The sequence below is a fragment of the Ferrovum myxofaciens genome (assembly GCF_013181415.1).
In the GTDB taxonomy this organism is placed as follows: Bacteria; Pseudomonadota; Gammaproteobacteria; order Burkholderiales; family Ferrovaceae; genus Ferrovum; species Ferrovum myxofaciens.
Map to the genome: position 1 here is coordinate 726,951 of NZ_CP053676.1, position 15,866 is coordinate 742,816.

Annotated in this window: 20 protein-coding genes and 1 pseudogene; 14 read left to right on the forward strand and 7 right to left on the reverse strand. The window is 52.1% G+C overall.

The window, feature by feature from the left end; translation table 11 throughout:
• The first annotated feature begins 215 nt into the window (after positions 1-215).
• On the forward strand, positions 216-1,475 hold the full coding sequence (locus HO274_RS03515) for an OmpA family protein (RefSeq protein WP_273121540.1): 1,260 nt from the start codon (positions 216-218) through the stop codon (positions 1,473-1,475).
• A gap of 75 nt (positions 1,476-1,550) precedes the next feature.
• Here the strand turns inward: HO274_RS03515 and HO274_RS03520 are convergent, their stop codons facing one another.
• Positions 1,551-1,832 (reverse strand): capsular polysaccharide export protein, LipB/KpsS family, encoded by a 282-nt coding sequence (locus HO274_RS03520; RefSeq protein ID WP_273121542.1) that lies wholly within the window; start codon positions 1,830-1,832, stop codon positions 1,551-1,553.
• Between the two features lie 150 nt (positions 1,833-1,982).
• Positions 1,983-2,345 carry an HVO_A0114 family putative DNA-binding protein gene (locus HO274_RS03525; protein WP_273121544.1) on the reverse strand — a complete coding sequence of 121 codons (363 nt, stop codon included), beginning with the start codon at positions 2,343-2,345 and terminating at the stop codon, positions 1,983-1,985.
• Positions 2,346-2,448: 103 nt separating this feature from the next.
• Between HO274_RS03525 and HO274_RS03530 the strand changes: the two are divergent.
• Positions 2,449-2,736, forward strand: a pseudogene (locus HO274_RS03530) (transposase); the annotation flags it as partial.
• Here HO274_RS03530 and HO274_RS03535 read toward each other — a convergent pair.
• On the reverse strand, positions 2,705-3,022 hold the full coding sequence (locus HO274_RS03535) for a HipA domain-containing protein (protein ID WP_273121545.1): 318 nt from the start codon (positions 3,020-3,022) through the stop codon (positions 2,705-2,707). The pseudogene HO274_RS03530 and the gene HO274_RS03535 sit on opposite strands and share 32 nt — an antisense overlap.
• A gap of 37 nt (positions 3,023-3,059) precedes the next feature.
• On the opposite strand from HO274_RS03535, the gene HO274_RS03540 reads away from it, so the two are divergent.
• The 10 genes from HO274_RS03540 (at position 3,060) to brnA (HO274_RS03585) (ending at position 9,538) form a co-directional block, all read left to right on the forward strand.
• On the forward strand, positions 3,060-3,356 hold the full coding sequence (locus tag HO274_RS03540; protein WP_273121547.1) for a hypothetical protein: 297 nt from the start codon (positions 3,060-3,062) through the stop codon (positions 3,354-3,356).
• Positions 3,353-3,877 carry a nucleotidyl transferase AbiEii/AbiGii toxin family protein gene (locus HO274_RS03545; RefSeq protein ID WP_273121549.1) on the forward strand — a complete coding sequence of 175 codons (525 nt, stop codon included), beginning with the start codon at positions 3,353-3,355 and terminating at the stop codon, positions 3,875-3,877. The genes HO274_RS03540 and HO274_RS03545 overlap by 4 nt, the downstream gene beginning before the upstream one ends.
• A 19-nt stretch (positions 3,878-3,896) precedes the next feature.
• Positions 3,897-4,043 (forward strand): hypothetical protein, encoded by a 147-nt coding sequence (locus tag HO274_RS03550; protein ID WP_273121551.1) that lies wholly within the window; start codon positions 3,897-3,899, stop codon positions 4,041-4,043.
• A 196-nt stretch (positions 4,044-4,239) separates the two neighbouring features.
• On the forward strand, positions 4,240-6,063 hold the full coding sequence (locus tag HO274_RS03555) for an ATP-binding cassette domain-containing protein (RefSeq protein WP_273121553.1): 1,824 nt from the start codon (positions 4,240-4,242) through the stop codon (positions 6,061-6,063).
• A gap of 216 nt (positions 6,064-6,279) precedes the next feature.
• Positions 6,280-6,900, forward strand: coding sequence for a response regulator (locus HO274_RS03560; RefSeq protein ID WP_273121555.1), 621 nt, complete (start codon positions 6,280-6,282; stop codon positions 6,898-6,900).
• 138 nt (positions 6,901-7,038) lie between these two features.
• On the forward strand, positions 7,039-8,229 hold the full coding sequence (locus HO274_RS03565; RefSeq protein ID WP_273121557.1) for a sensor histidine kinase: 1,191 nt from the start codon (positions 7,039-7,041) through the stop codon (positions 8,227-8,229).
• A gap of 119 nt (positions 8,230-8,348) precedes the next feature.
• Complete coding sequence (locus HO274_RS03570; protein WP_273121559.1) at positions 8,349-8,648, forward strand: BrnT family toxin; 300 nt, start codon at positions 8,349-8,351, stop codon at positions 8,646-8,648.
• A complete protein-coding gene (gene brnA, locus HO274_RS03575) occupies positions 8,632-8,898 on the forward strand; it encodes a type II toxin-antitoxin system BrnA family antitoxin (RefSeq protein ID WP_031595211.1) in 267 nt (88 codons plus the stop codon). Before HO274_RS03570 ends, brnA (HO274_RS03575) begins: the two co-directional genes overlap by 17 nt.
• 144 nt (positions 8,899-9,042) lie before the next feature.
• Positions 9,043-9,306, forward strand: a complete 264-nt coding sequence (locus tag HO274_RS03580; protein WP_273121561.1) for a BrnT family toxin — start codon at positions 9,043-9,045, stop codon at positions 9,304-9,306.
• A complete protein-coding gene (brnA, locus tag HO274_RS03585; protein WP_273121563.1) occupies positions 9,296-9,538 on the forward strand; it encodes a type II toxin-antitoxin system BrnA family antitoxin in 243 nt (80 codons plus the stop codon). The genes HO274_RS03580 and brnA (HO274_RS03585) overlap by 11 nt, the downstream gene beginning before the upstream one ends.
• Before the next feature lie 72 nt (positions 9,539-9,610).
• On the opposite strand, the gene HO274_RS03590 is transcribed toward brnA (HO274_RS03585), so the two are convergent.
• Positions 9,611-9,775, reverse strand: a complete 165-nt coding sequence (locus HO274_RS03590) for a type II toxin -antitoxin system TacA 1-like antitoxin (RefSeq protein ID WP_273121565.1) — start codon at positions 9,773-9,775, stop codon at positions 9,611-9,613.
• Between the two features lie 351 nt (positions 9,776-10,126).
• On the opposite strand from HO274_RS03590, the gene HO274_RS03595 reads away from it, so the two are divergent.
• Both HO274_RS03595 and HO274_RS03600 read left to right on the forward strand, forming a co-directional pair.
• Complete coding sequence (locus HO274_RS03595; RefSeq protein WP_273121567.1) at positions 10,127-11,314, forward strand: PEP-CTERM sorting domain-containing protein; 1,188 nt, start codon at positions 10,127-10,129, stop codon at positions 11,312-11,314.
• A gap of 98 nt (positions 11,315-11,412) precedes the next feature.
• Positions 11,413-11,907 carry a DUF1178 family protein gene (locus tag HO274_RS03600; RefSeq protein WP_062188186.1) on the forward strand — a complete coding sequence of 165 codons (495 nt, stop codon included), beginning with the start codon at positions 11,413-11,415 and terminating at the stop codon, positions 11,905-11,907.
• On the opposite strand, the gene HO274_RS03605 is transcribed toward HO274_RS03600, so the two are convergent.
• From HO274_RS03605 to HO274_RS03615, 3 genes are all read right to left on the reverse strand, one after another.
• The gene (locus HO274_RS03605) at positions 11,908-12,786 is read right to left on the reverse strand and encodes a CHAD domain-containing protein (RefSeq protein WP_197456444.1); all 879 of its coding nucleotides are present in this window, start codon (positions 12,784-12,786) and stop codon (positions 11,908-11,910) included.
• Positions 12,787-13,050: 264 nt separating this feature from the next.
• On the reverse strand, positions 13,051-15,618 hold the full coding sequence (locus HO274_RS03610; protein WP_273121571.1) for a sensor domain-containing protein: 2,568 nt from the start codon (positions 15,616-15,618) through the stop codon (positions 13,051-13,053).
• Positions 15,615-15,824 carry an EexN family lipoprotein gene (locus HO274_RS03615; RefSeq protein WP_051861775.1) on the reverse strand — a complete coding sequence of 70 codons (210 nt, stop codon included), beginning with the start codon at positions 15,822-15,824 and terminating at the stop codon, positions 15,615-15,617. Before HO274_RS03615 ends, HO274_RS03610 begins: the two co-directional genes overlap by 4 nt.
• Between the last annotated feature and the right edge of the window lie 42 nt (positions 15,825-15,866).

Genomic DNA, 15,866 nt, shown 5'->3' on the forward strand with positions numbered 1-15,866 from the left:
CTTTGACTGTTGCAAATATACAACAACCCCCCCTATTCAAAAGCACAGATCGGCATATATCACTGGCATCACAGGTAGGAAGTCTTTACACTGTGACGGAATTTGGGTCTGTCTGAAGCAGCGCCCATCGGGGAGGCAATGAGCCAGAAACCAGTTACCATTGGTCTGCTGGCGGTGGTCTTAGCGTCACAATAATCAAATCATGGAGAGTACCTATGAAATTCGAAAAGAAATTGCTGGTGTTGGCCCTCATGGGCTTACCCATTGCCTCGGCCTTTGCTGATGGCGTATTGTCCACCACCGAAAGTGATGTCAAATCGGCAGGAACCACTGTAGTCAATGGGGTTGAAACCGCCGGAACCACCGTGGTCAACGGGGTCGAAACCGCCGGAACCACGGTGGAGAACGGGGCCAAGGATACCATGGATGATGTGGATAATTTCCTGACTCGCTACCACGGTCCCTTCACCGGTGCCTATGTGGGTGCCAAGGCTGGGGTCAATGATTCCAACATGGGCGTGGGCAATGCCGCCGCCTTATCAGGTGGTGCAACCCCCCCTGGAATCCCCAACAATCAAAACTATGGTACGGCTCTTGGGCTTGAGGCCGGTTATGGTTGGGCCTTAGGACGCACCGTTCTGGGCATTGATGCAGGTTATGGCTACAACACCACCGGTCGTTCCAGTTATTTCTCCGGAAACCAAGGTTATGGCAGTCACGACTACGGCTTGGGCCTGAAGTTCGGGATTCCGATAACCGACAAGTTGATGCCTTATGCCAAACTGGGCTATGGTCACCTGGTCGGAACTGGTTCTGCCTCTGGCTTGTCGGGTAATGGAGCCAATGGTGGACTAGGGGTCGAGTATCTGTTTGCCCCTCATTGGAGTGTGGCGGGCGAATGGAACACCATGTCTGTGTCCAATAACTCCAACACCATGAACAACAACGTCTATACCATGGGTGTGAACTACTACTTCGGCGCTGCCAAAGCACCCCGCCATGTTGCCGCCGCAGCACCGGCACCTATGGTTGCCCCCGCTCCAGAACCCGTAGTGGCTCCTCCCGCTCCTGCGCAGCAGGAACGGTGGCGCATCATCACCGAAGAAAAACCCGTCAGTCTCGATGGAGCCAACTTCAAATTCAATTCGGCCGTATTGAACAAGACCGCCGACGAAAAGTTGATGCAAGTGGTGGACTTCTCCAAGAAGTATCCTGAAGCCGATGTCAACGTTGACGGTTATACCGACAGCACCGGACCCAAGGCTTACAACGTGAAGTTGTCCCAACGACGTGCCGATGCCGTCAGGGCTTATCTGGTCAGGAATGGCGTGGCAGCGGATCGTATCCATACCAAGGGTTATGGCATGGCAAATCCCGTTGCTTCCAACAAGACCGCCGAAGGCCGTGCCCAGAATCGTCATGTGGAAGTCCGCTACACCGTGCGTGAAGAAAAGAAAGTTCACGTCATGCAGTAACAACCCAAAAATACAGGATGACTCGTGCCTCCTGTGCAGCACACTCCAACCCGAGAGATCACATCTCTCGGGTTTTTACTCCTGACCGTCTCCCAATAAAGCGTCTCCCACTCGCTCCAGCCACAAGCGCCTTACTGCCGCATCTACCCCCACCGTCAGCCCCTGCTCATCAAAAAACACACCACGAATCTGGATGGTGGCAACCAAAGCACGGATGAATGCAGACATGCACCCAGGATCCGGACGGGTCGGAGCCATCCAAAAAGCATCCAGCCCATTCTGGGCAGTCAGTCCAGGACTGTCGTAGATCGCCTGCCCCAGAACCGCCACAGGGCAGCCCAACTGCAGAGCACGCACCCCCCCGAGGTGCTGTTGACCGTCACCATCCCTTTGGCCTTCTCGATCAAGCGATCGAGATTTCCTCCTTCAAGTGGTGAAATAACACCTCCACTTTGGCACAAAATGCCGCTGCGGGTGGGGGCGTCCATCCCATTGCGTACGTTTCAGTTACGCTGCTGCATGGATGACGAAGTCGGCCCGGATCTCTTCGAAAGGAACGAAGATTTTTCCTTCCGGATTTTTCTCGATCAACCCGACCCTGATCAAGGCGTGGGTATCCTCGTGGACACGCTTCACATCCCGATGTAACGTCCTGGAGAGCGCTCGAATGCTCATGGCCCCCTGGGATTGCAGCGCCTCTATCAATTCCCAGCGTTTTGGTGTGATGGCGCGAAAAAGGGCTGCTGGTGACTCGAATTCGAAAAATTCGCCCTGGTATTTTCCGGAATCCCATGTATTCAAAAATTTCCTTCGCAAATCCGCAAGAGCGGCGTTCAAGTCTTTCCTGATGCGAATGGTGGCGGTTTTCATAAGTTGCTCCTTTCCCTGGCGATGTCGGCCAGAAAATCATCCATGAGTTTTTCTGGCCCGGTGAACGCATACCGCTCTTCTCCGCCGCTGGTGTGCCGAATCTGAGCGAAACACATTGGCTCTGCTGCAAACCATCCCTGGCGTCGATCTGATCGGGGCCGCCATGCTGTTGGTCGAAATCGGCGGCGATATGAATGCCTTTGGTAGTGCGGATTGCCTAGCTTCCTGGGTCGGCATTTGCCCAGGCAACAACGAGTCGGCCGGTAAACGCAAATCCGGACAGATTCGCAAAGGCAATCTGTATGTTCGCCGCCTGCTCTGCGAGTTCGCTCATGCCGCCAGTCGCACCACATCCGTGTTCAAGTCGAAGTTCCAATCCCTTGTCGTCCGGTCAAGACAGCCATGTCTTCGAAGCCCAGCGCAATACCCTCTGGCGTCCGGTCAAACCGCGACATCACGAACAGCAGACCGTCATCAGAAAGCCAGAAGTCCGGCACATCAAAATCAGCCTCTTTTACAACAGACATGCAGAAAAATTCATTACGTGCGAGACCTGGGTAGTCCGAGCCCTCGGTTTTCACAATGACGGTTTTTAGCGGGATTGCCGCATGCTCCGCCAGTCTGCCAATAGCAGCACTATCATTAGCGATGGGAACAAGGGCGTATAATCGGTCCATTAAAATCGTAGAAGTGCATCGTTGATAGGAGGATCCCGTGATCCGCGTCAATCAGGAAGCCTTGAAGCCTCTCGCCAGCAAGTATGTTTGGTGGAAAACGCCAGAAGATGCGGTATCCATGCCAGAACGGGTGATCGCCCAAGTGATGAATATTGGCGACTATATGGATGTTCAGACGCTCGCCACGCAAGTCGGTGATGATGTGTTGCGCGAAGTCCTGACACATGCAGAGGCGGGTCAGTTCAATGAGCGTTCATGGGCATACTGGCATTACCGCCTTGGCCTTTCCGGCGTGGATCGCGTTCCTGACCTTCCTGTGCGGCGGTTTGAGTGAGTCGTCGCACCTTCAAACCCCGGATAGACATGCTGCCCCTCGCGCAGCAACGACTGTGGCCGGAACTTCGTCCCGCTGCCAATCTGGGATTCGTCTTGTACGGCGGCACAGCCATCGCCTTGCGTTTGGGGCATAGACCATCCGTTGATTTCAACTTTTTCTCCGAAAAGCCCCTGGATCGTGAAACGATCAAAGCAACTTTTCCATTTGTGGCTCAATCGACCCTGATTCAGGACAAGGACAACACCTGGAGCCTCTTGGTGCCTTACGGTGATTCCGCGCGGGACCATGTCAAGATTTCATTCTTCGGCATGATTGGCTTTGGCCGAATTGGCGAACCTGACTTCACCGAAGATGGCGTATTGCAGGTGGCGTCATTCGACGATCTGATGGCGACCAAGATGAAGGTCGTTCTCCAGCGCGCAGAGGCCAAGGACTATCGAGATGTCGCGGCAATGGTGGAAGGCAGGAGTGAGCCTCCCACATGGACTTGCTGCTGCCCGCGCGATATTTGGCCCTAACTTTCAACCGAGCGAGAGTTTGAAGGCGCTGGTTTATTTTGGCGATGGCGATTTGAAATCGCTGACAGCCGCCGAGAAGAACACCCTTGTCGAAGCAGTCAAAACCGTTCGCGATCTGCCAAAGGTCGTGATTCTCTCGAAAGAATTAGCGGGCAATATTAGATAATAAACTGATTTAATTACATATTTAATGTCTCACCGTCACATCCACTGACACTGATGCTGCGCCTGACGGAATCGAGGTGAAAGTCCCTACTGCGGTGAACGGCAAACAAAAATCCCGCGCTCCTCACCGGTTGCGTTACCATGCTCTCCTGCACACGTTGTTACCCATTCCTTTGAAGATCTATTGATTACTACCCATGCCTCTCATCATTCTGGATGCTGTCTCCTTGGCCTTCGGCCTGGACCCTTTACTCGATCACATCGACTTTCAAATCGATCCCGGCGAACGTATTGGACTGATCGGCCGCAATGGTGGCGGAAAATCCACCCTTTTGCGCATCATACTGGGAATTATCGCACCGGACGAGGGCAAGGTCTGGCGCCAGCCTGGCCTCAGAATGGGCTATGTTCCGCAAGAACCCGAACTGGACCCCGAATCATCGATCTTTGATGCAGTGGCCCAAGGGCTGACAGAATGCGGAATGCCCGTGGCCTCCTATCAGGTGGAACGACAACTGTCCCAGATGGGACTTGAGCCGGAGGGACAGGTCGGACAACTGTCGGGGGGATGGAAAAAACGTGTCGCTCTGGCCCGCGCCTTGGTCAGCGAACCGGATCTGTTGATCCTGGACGAACCCACCAACCATCTGGATGTGGCGGCCATCGAACGACTGGAAGGAGCCTTGAGAAATTTCCCCGGCGCCGTACTGTTCATTACCCACGACCGACATTTTCTGGATCAGGTCGTCACCCGCGTGGTGGAATTGGATCGAGGTCAATTATCGACCTTCGGTATTTCCTTTGCCGACTATCTGCGCCGCAAAGCCGAGCAACTTGCCTCAGAGGCACTCGAGCAGCGTCGTTTCGACAAGTTGCTCAGTCAAGAGGAAGTATGGATTCGCAAGGGGGTCCAGGCACGTCGTACCCGCAATGAAGGACGGGTACGACGACTGGAAGAACTGCGCCGGGAACGTGCCCTGCGCCGTGATCAAATCGGGTCGGTCCGTCTGGCCGTGGATTCCGGGGATCGTTCCGGGGAACTGATCGCCGAATTGCAGGAAGTCACGTTGCGCTACGAAAACCAGATCCTTGTGCAAGGGTTTTCCACCCGCATCCAGCGCGGCGACAAAATCGGAATCATGGGGCCCAACGGTGTGGGGAAAACCACTCTGCTGCGGACCTTGCTGGGATTGCATACCCCCGACGAAGGAACCGTGCGCAGCGGCACCCGCCTGAATATTGCCTACTTCGACCAATGGCGCGAACAGTTGGACCTTTCGGCCACCTTGGTGGAAACCATCAGTCCGGGATCCGATTTTATCGAGATCGGCGGCACGCGCAAACATGTCATCAGTTATCTTGGCGATTTTTTATTCCCCCCCGAGCGGGCACGGGCCAAAGTGGCCTCGCTATCCGGTGGGGAGCGCAATCGCCTACTCCTGGCGCGCCTGTTTGCCCGCCCGTCCAATGTGCTGGTCCTGGACGAACCCACCAACGACCTGGATATTGAAACCCTGGAATTGCTGGAGTCCCTGCTCATCGAGTATCCCGGCACCCTGTTTCTGGTCAGCCATGATCGTGCCTTTCTGGATGCAGTGGTCACCCAGGTCATCGTCCTTGAGGGTCAGGGCATCGTCACGGAGAATGCCGGGGGTTACAGCGACTGGATCCGTTACCTGGCCCAGCGAAAAAAAATTCAAGCAAACAAAGAATCCCCTGTCAGTGCCGCCTCTGAAACCGGCGGAACGAACCGACCCTCGGCGATCAAACCACGCAAAGCCCAGGCCGGGCGGTTGTCCTACAAGGAGCAGAAGGAACTGGAAACCCTTCCAGACACCATTGCCCACCTGGAAAAAGAAGAGGCCGAACTGGCCCAGACCCTGGCGGACGGAACCCTCTACCGCAACTCGCCCGACGAGGTCAAGCGCCTCAGTCAGCGGCAAGCCGAACTGACCCACCAACTGGAACAGGCGTTTCTGCGCTGGGAAGCACTGCAGCAGAAACACGACAAGGAACCATGACCTGCCAAAGTGTCAGATTTTATTACATTTTCGACCAATGATCCGCCCATACAAAAATTTTATTATAAAATATCAACGGGTTGTAAATTCGGCGTAATTTTTGCTTATCCTCCGTGATACCAAGCGTTTCTGTCAAACGACGAAAAAAATCAACGCAGGAAAGGTACAATGGGCGTAGGCAGCAATGTGATGATGAATCAGGATGATGAGAAGTCCATGAAAGTACTCATGGTGGATGATCATGCGCTTTTCCGGGATGGATTACGCTTGTTACTGTGCTCAACCCATCCCGATGCGCAGTTGCTTGAAGCAAGCACCCTTGCGGGCGCACTGTCCCTGCTACTGGAACACGCTGATTTAACGATGTGTTTCCTTGACCTAGATCTCAAACAGGAACGTGGACTCCCCGTTTTAAAAAAGATCAAACTTGAATCCCCTAACCTGCCTGTGGTTATCGTTTCAGGGTCGGAGGACTCCTCCACGGTGCGCGCCTGCATGCAAGCCGGTGCCATAAGTTACATTCCCAAGAGCCTGACCTCCGAAAAATTTCTTTACGCCCTGCAGCGCGTCCTGAAGGGAGAGATCTTTCTGCCCCATGAAGAAGAGAATGATGTGAAACCATCCGCGCCCTCCGGCATACCCAATCTGACCCCCCGTCAACGGGAAGTTCTGTACGCCCTCAGTCGTGGTTTTTCCACAAAATCCATCGCCAGGGAACTGTCCCTCTCCGAGTATACGGTCAAGGATCATATCTCCGACCTGTTTCGGATTCTTGGCGCAAACAATCGAGTCGAGGCCGTCACCAAAGCCAGTCTTTTCTACTTGCGCCCGCGCTAAATGCATACGGTGTCCCATTGGCTGTCATCCTGCTTCGAGCCAAATCATGAACATTTGACAGATCGATCCCACCCGTCCTCGCTCAAGCACGAAATGACACGGGAGGTTGTGACCCTTCATGCGAGGGTGCTCCTGCACATGCCCCTCGTTCAGTTATTTTTCGTTGGTGGATTGGGCTGGATCGTCTACCCCACTGTTCCTCTCCAAACCTTTCTGTTATGGAGTGCTCTGACACTGGGTTTGGAACTGCTCCGCGCTACCTTTGCCTGGTGGGTGTTGCCGCGCGTCGAAAAATTGAGGCCAAACCGGCTCCATGCCGTATTCATGGCCCTGGATGCTCTGGCGGGAGCCAGTGTCGGCCTCTCCGCCGTTCTCTTCCTGCCCCATCTTTCCTTTGTCTCCCAGGCGCTGATCGAGATCATCCTGTTTTCCATTGCCGCCGCCGGAGTCTCTGTGGCCGTTTCATCCAGATATATGACGGCGGCGTATTCGTTCCTGGTATTATTGGGCGCAACCCTGCCGTGGACAGTATTGCATCCTGACAAACATTGGGCCGTTCTGGGTCTGACTCTCATCTATTGGTTGTTTCTGATCCGAGTAGCGGGCGAAAGTGAACAACTGCTCTATCGGTCTGTCCTGATCCGGCAAGAACGTGATCGTATCATTGCAACCGTAAGCCATGATCTGCGCCAGCCCCTGCACGCGTTATCTCTTTACGGTGCCGTACTGGTCTCCCATCCATCAGACCGGACACTCCAGGAAACCCGAAGAAATATCGACCACATTGTCCGGGATTTGGAAAAAATGCTGACGGACCTGCTGGATCTGTCAAAAATCTCTGAGGGAAATTACCCGACGCAACAGAATCTGTTTTCATTGGACACCATGGTTGCTGACATCTGCGCCGAATTTCATTCAGCCGCCTCTGCCAAAGGTTTGGAAATTCGACTAACCCTGGCCCCTGTCAAAATTTCCGGGGATAAAGTGGCGGTGGCACGAATCACGCGCAACTTGATCGACAATGCCATCAAGTTCACCGAACAGGGAGAGATTCATGTGACGACTTCACTGATGCAGGAAGGGGACGCCCTGCTCGACGTCACGGATACCGGGAAGGGCATCAGCGACACAGAACAGGAACTTATTTTCAGGGAATTCTATCAGGTCACGCCTTCCGAAGGCGACCAGAGCCAGGGAGCGGGTCTGGGGCTATCCATCGTCCGCCGTCTGGCAAAACTCATGGGTGCCCGAATACTTGTCAAATCCGTCCTCAGACAGGGTTCCAGTTTTCAGGTTTGGTTCCCACCCCCAAACGGAAACCTACAGTGAAAATTTCAAGCCGCCTATAAAAGAAAGGCTAAGTGCATTCTGAACTTGAAAAAATAACGATTTTTCTGACCTCTTATGGGACTCTTGCTTTTTATCGTATATTTCCATAATATACAAATATGATTGATCTGACCAAAATATCCAGTTTTGACTGGGATGAAGGGAACACCCGTAAAAACGAAAAACACGGTGTTTCAATGGCGGAAGCGGAGCAAATATTTTTCAATGAACCACTTTTTCTGCTTGCTGATATAAAACACAGTCAAGGCGAGTCACGCTTTCACGCATTAGGCAAGACAGACGAGGGGCGTACATTGCATATTACTTTCACACTACGTAATGCCAGTGAGAAAATTCGGGTGATTTCAGCCAGAAATATGCACAAGAAGGAGCGCATGATTTATGAACAAGCAACTTAAACCGATTCCGAAATTTTCTAATGAGGCAGAAGAGCAAGTCTTTTGGAGTAAAGAGGATTCAACGGATTATCTGGATTGGACGAAGGCTCAAAAGGTTGTACTGCCTAATTTGAAGCCTACAACAAAAACAATTTCGCTGCGACTACCCCAACATCTTCTGGATTCCATTAAAGCTGCTGCGAATTCTCGCGATGTGCCGTATCAGTCGCTTATCAAGGTGTGGCTACAAGAGAAGTTGCACAGCCACTAATGTATTCGGTGAAGTACGACCGCCACAACTTCGTCCGTTCGAATTTGATTCCAGATTGCACATATAATTCGCAAACATCGGCTATGAAGTAAGCACCACACTGATCGCCAAAACAGAAATCAACAATGGTATAATTTTCATATCATGCGCACCTTTGAATTTGACGAGTCCAAAAGTCAGGCGAATTTTGTCAAACACGGAATCAATTTTGTTGGTGCGCAGTTGCTATGGAATGACCCAATGTTATTGGAAATCCCGGCAAAAACAGAAGATGAGCCACGGTTTCTGGTAATCGGACTTATCTATGGGAAGCACTGGTCCGCCGTTCTCACCTACAGAGGTAAAAGTATTCGGCTTATTTCTGTTCGTCGATCGCGGGTCGAGGAGGTAACATTGTATGAAAAGTGAGACATTCGACAGCCAGTTTGATGATGGTACTGCTGACATCACAGCATCTCTGGACTTGTCCAAGGCAAGGCGTGTATTGCTGAATCCGAGGCGCGTCAATGTGGATTTTCCTTCATGGATGATTGATTCTCTGGATAGAGAAGCGGAAAGACTCGGTGTTACCCGACAGTCTATTATCAAGGTGTGGCTAGCCGAACGGCTTGAACACGTGTCCACGCATTCCCCTTCTTAGGCGAGAGAAATCGCAGGACAGATGAGGTGCGTATGGAGGACGTTGATTATGCACCAATCGGTAAATACAGAGTCATCGGGTTATCACGACAGGCCGTAAATCCTTCATGAGCCTTTTCTTTGGCTGCCCCATGCGCACAAATGCGCCCATCGTGGTGCCCACCAAGGCAGCAGCGCGTGAAATAACCTCTTTTTCTTCCACGTCCATTTTTAAATCAAATCGAGCAACAGCAGACATATCGACCTCATAAAGTACGGTAAATTTACGTATACGGTATATTACCGCACCAAAGTGGGTAAGCAAGTGTCACTTTCAGAAATTCTGCACCATTGGTGGGAATCAAATCTGAAAACAGAACGACCCAATCCAAACTCATAAACACGCGCCCATTGGCATCTTTTTAGGTTTGTTTACCCCCCCAATTGGAGGGATTGTCGCCCTCAAGATCCATCGTTAACATGAATCCATCTTGCATCAAGGTACTTTCTGACAGGTGCTTCTATAGAACCAGTGGCAGGTTCGTTCAAAACTGCTCAGGCACATGGATTTTCGATAGGTTGAGAATTATCAGACAAAAGGGAGTGGAAAATGATTAAAACCGCACATAATACCGAAACAACCCTAACCGAAAGAGTGGTTGCAGCCGAAAAAATGAAGTCGGAACGGATATTGAGCAAGTTTCTGGTTTTAGTGGCAGGGGTTTCCCTGTCAGCATGGTCAGTAACCGGTGAAGCATCGACCATCACCGACAATTTGTATTACACGATGGAAAATCAAGGGAATACGACCGGGAATATTTTCGAGACAACGGCCACCGTTTCCTCCCAGACCGGTGCCATTACCTATTCGAATTCTTCGACACCCATCGCCGCCACCGGATCTGGTACCACTGCCAATGGCATTGTGATGAACCCCACCAACGGACAGTTGCTGGTGGGAGGAGGACAATCGGGAGGAGGTGCTTTCCCTTCACCCGTCTATCAAGTGAATCCGACAACCGGGGCCATCATGACCGCCACAGATCCCGGTTATATGAATAACAGCGATATGGCCGTTGGTCCCAACAATAAAGTGTGGGCCACCGGAGGGGCCTTTGGCAGCACCGGTCCCGTGGCTTCTTTCCCGATCAACCCCTTCGGTGGATCAGGTACTGTCCTATCCTTGACCGGCAGCGATACAGCCATCTCAAGCCTTGCCTTCGACCCAAAAAATAATACAATGTATTACACCTCTGGTGGACTTTATAGCAACAGTATTGGGAACTTTGGCACACTCAATCTTTTCACCGGCAAAACGACAGCCATTCTCACAAATCAACCAGGTTTGTATGGCCTCGCCTACGACCCGTTTTCCGGCGACTTGATAGCAACCGGGAATGACCTAATTACTCAGATCACCACATCTGGAAAGATCATCTCACAATTGAACCTTAACTATCTTAACAAAATTGGGACCAATATTGGATGGCAACTGGCAAACGTCGACCCCGTTGGAAATGGACAGTTATTCGTCGTTTCTCACGGAAGCCAGTCGGGCTATATGCAATATGTCAACTATGCCAGCACGGGATTGGTGGGAGATTACAACTATACTTCTACCAAGTATCTGGGATTTGGCCTTGATAGTACCGCTGCTTTGACCATTCCCACAACAAATGGAGGAGGTGGTACACCCTCCGCCGTGCCAGAACCTTCCACCATTATCCTGTTCTTGACCGGGCTTGCCGGAATCGGTTTGTTCGGTTTCACGCAACGCCGGTCCGTATCCTACGTCTAGATCCTATTTGCGTACCCTCCCCTTCATTGATGCATGGAGGGGGGCTAGACAGGTAAAATCTATGCTAGAATTGCAGGTCCGTTATCTGGGTGTGTGGTATGGTCTTCTATTCGCTGAAATGTGCTTTGGGTCATGATTTTGAAGGCTGGTTTGCTTCTGAAGAAAGTTTTTCAGCCCAGCGTGCGCGTGGGTATGTCACCTGCCCCTACTGTCAGTCCCACCAGATAAGTGCCACCCCCCAGGCTCCTGAACCTCAGGTGACGGCATGCGATCCGTTGGAAGAAAGCGGCCAGCAGGCCGGCTCTCAAGAACCCGCCGCCCCCTTGGACGAAATCCTGTCACACCTAACCTCTCCCTTTTCAGCCCAGACCTCCCCAGCCGTCTTGGTGGCCACCATTCAGGCACTCACCATTTTTCAACTGAAATTGATCCAATCCGTCCTGACCAATCTGAATGCTTCCCTTTCTGAAGAAGAAAAATCCATGGTCGCCAGAAGTCCCACCATCGTGGTTTTTGAGAACGCTTCTCCCGTCTCGGCAGAAGAGGGAGAGGTGACGGGCCCGGATGAAAGCATCACGGGCACCGTGCACTGATTAATTCCAGAATGGATCGATGGTATTGAATTTCACCCATTGAGGGCCAAGCCGACTGATCCGCTGCACGGATTCGCAGGCCATCCATCCCTTGACAAGGCAGAAAGCACCGGGGTCAACATTTGGCAATTCTTCCAGCAGATGGTTTGTCGTAGCGGCATCGTTGACCGCGCCCAACGCATCCTGGAGCCCGCTCATTGCAGACAGGAAAGCGCGTACCGCACGCGCGGAGTAAAGTGGCGAGAAAAATTCGGCGGCATAACGCAATTTTTTCCCGTCGATGCGAAGGGCGTGCAATTTCTTTGCATCAAGGGTGGTGACCCTTCTTCCGCTCTTTTCGAAATTGCGGTAGCATTTTTCCAGTATCAGATCTGCAAAGTCGCCAACCGGTGAAGCGTCCTTTTGCGGCCATGTATCGCTGCTCAAAACCGCTCCGAGTTTGAGCAGCAGAACCTTAAATCGCTGGGACTCGGTGGCCGTGACGGCTCTTTCCCGATTTTTCCTGCGCAGAATTTCGCTTGCCTGCATCAGTTTCGTGAAATCATATTTTGACGAAAGGGCGTTCACCACGGGAGGGAGCATTTCGAGAACGAAAACATCCCAGTTTCTTGCCGGTCCGAGTTCCCCGGACAACCATCTCAATTCCCGAATGATGTCGGAAAAGATAGTATTGCCGAAAGCATGAGAAAAAACGCTGAATGCCGAACGCATGCGTCTGATCCCTACCCGCATCTGACGCAGGTATTCGCAATCTTCTTCGCCGTCCAGGAACCCCACGGTATTGTCCTGCAATTGCTGCAGGCAGTTCTTCACGATTTCCCTGCAGGCTGTCGCGACATCCATCTTTTTGTTCAGATCGATCATCGTCACCTTTTTCACGGAACTAAACCTCCCCATGCCCTCCCAGTAAAAGCGCATAACCGCGTTCCGAAAACTTTGAGGGGTCACCGGATTTCACCATATAGGGTATCACTGCCCAGCACCCTTCTGCCATGACGTACTATTTGCCCAAGCAACGGCTCAGAAACCACGGATAAGTCGATCAAATCTATAATGCACGAACACTTCCTGAAGTTGCGCAACCATGGCATGCATGGATTGCGATGTCGCGTCTCCTGCTGTCAACTCACAATAGTGCACTGATCAATTTTCAGAACCCAGGGTGTACTGGGACCAGTCGATTTTATCAGGCCGGGAACTCAACCGCGCCGGTGGGTTTTTGCTGGCCTTCTGCCAGGACAGGGGCGGCTGGTATTGCCGACACCAGTCCGCCACCTGAGGTGCCGGCATGGGTCGGGCAATGCCAAATCCCTGGGCCTGAGTACATCCAAGGAAGATCAAAGCCAATCCCTGTTCTTCTGTTTCCACTCCCTCTGCAATGGCTTCCTTACGAAATACCTCAGCCAGGTTGATCACCACCTCCACGATCGCAAAATCCTCCCGATCGGTCAGCATGTCCTGGACAAAACTCTGATCTATCTTGATCACGCTCACGGGCAGGCGCCGAAGGTAATCCAGTGAAGCATACCCCGTTCCAAAATCATCGATGGCAAAACTCACCCCGTGCTGACGGCAGGCTTCCATGGCCTGGGTGACCTGGGGAATATCCCATAATGCCACGGACTCCAGGACTTCGAGTTCAAAATCAGGGACCAGGTCGGTGGGATATCGTTGCATCATCCGACCAATGAATTCAGAAAATCCAGGGGTATGCAAATGACGGGCAGGCAGATTGACACTGACCCCGAAATCCAATCCGAGGGCCTTCCAATCTTCCCGTTGTTTGAAAGCGGTTTCAATGACCCACTCGGAAATACGCGTTTCAACGTCCGTGTTTTCTATTATGGGCAAAAATTCCCGGGGCAACAGCACGCCCTGCTGCGGATGATTCCAGCGAATCAGTGCCTCTACACCCAAAACCTGCCCAGTACCGAGATGGACCTTGGGTTGATAGTACAATTCAAGTTCATTGCTCTCCAGAGCCTGCTCTATGCGGGTTCTTCCTTCTGTGCGCAAATGTGCGTTACGCTCGTCCACCACATCGAAGAAGTGAAAACAGTTACGACCTTTCCCTTTGGCCCGATACATGGCCTGATCGGCATGACGTAAAAGAGTTTCGGCATCCACCTCATCATCCGGGTAAACCGTCACCCCCAGACTTGAAGACACCACCACCTCCTGATCCCCAAAGGTATGGGGCAAGGCAATGGCGGTCATGATCCGTTGCAGGGTGGCGATCAATTCCTGCTCGCTGCTGACCTCGGACAGCACCACCACAAATTCGTCACCGCCCAACCGCGCCACGGTATCCGTGGCGCGCAGGGTAGCAGTCATGCGCTGGGCCACTGCCATCAGTACCTGATCTCCCTTATCATGACCAAACCGGTCATTAATGGGTTTGAATCCATCCAGATCAATGAAACAGAGGGCCATTTTTTTATCGAAACGGCGTGCATCGGCTAAAGCCATGGTCAACCGATCATTGAGCAGGGCACGATTGGGCAGTCCGGTAAGAACATCGTGCAGCGCAATCATTTCCAATTCGTTTTGTTGCTCTTTGAGAACCGTGATATCGGAAGACACGCAGACAATACTGAGAATCGTATCATCTTCATTGCGCACCACCGACAAAGTGAGTTTATCTGGATAAATTTCGCCGTTCTTGCGCCGATTCCAGATTTCTCCAGACCAATGACCCTGCTCCAGAACCGTGGTCCATAAATTGGAAAAGAAATCCGGATCGTGACGTCCGGACTGCAGAAACCCGGGGTTTCGTCCCAGCACTTCCTCACGACTGTACCCAGTAGTTCGCGTAAAGGCCGGGTTGGTCTCGATGATATGCCCCTCGGGGTCAGTAATAAAGATGCTTTCATCCGCATGCAGGAATACCTGTGAAACCAGACGAATGTAATCATCGGATAACTTGCGTTCGGTCACATCATTGATGATGGCCACAAAGTGGGTCAATACCCCTTCTTTGTCATGGACGGGTGCAATCTGGAAACGATTCCAGAACATGCGGCCATCCTTGTGGTAATTACGTACCGTAGCCTTGACGGGAACGCCGCTCATCAAGGCCATGCGCACGGCCATCAACTCCGGTTGAGCGCGATCCTCCCGTTGGAGAAAGCGACAGTTATGCCCGATGGCCTCCACCGAGGAATAGCCCGTAATCCGCTCAAAAGCAGGGTTGACATACACCAGGGGGAAATCGGGCAAGGTAGCATCGGCAATGGCAATGGCATTGACGCTATTGTTCAGGGCACCGGCTTGAAGCCGAATCAGGGATTCGGATTGCTTGCGCACCGAAATGTCACGGGAGGAGCAGAACAACAAACCCTCTCCCTCCACCTGAAACCCCCGCGCATGCACTTCCACATCGATGAACTGACCATTCTTGCGTCGATACTGACTTTCGAAAGTCTGGTCATTCGTTTCCCGCAAGGAACCCATGCGCTCTTCAAAAACTCCGGGCGGAAAGGAGGGATCCCAGAAAGAAATGTGTTTACCCAACAACTCGCTACGTTCGTAACCCAAAGAAACACAAAAGGAGTCACTCATGGTCACCAAATTGCCTCTGGCATCCAGAACATGGAGACCATCACTGGCAATTTTCAGGATGATCTCATGCATACGTTTTTCCCGCGCCAGAACCCAGTCTTCCTGGGCAGTCACTGCTTCAGGGGATGCGTCGACGACGCTTTTGCTCATGGTGTCTGTGGAGCCTTGGTTTTCAATTGATACTGGGCGAGGGTCGCCTGATTACAGTTATAGGTATTTTTACCGGATTTTTGGCATTCAGAAAGATCGGAAACAATCTCATCGGGATGATCCAGGTAATACTCCTTGGTCTTGGTACCCTCGCACGCCGTCAACAACAGAAGGGCGAGTACCCCCCCACATAACACGATTTTCATGGGCAAACTTCCTCGGTGATGACACAACTGCCATGGTACTCG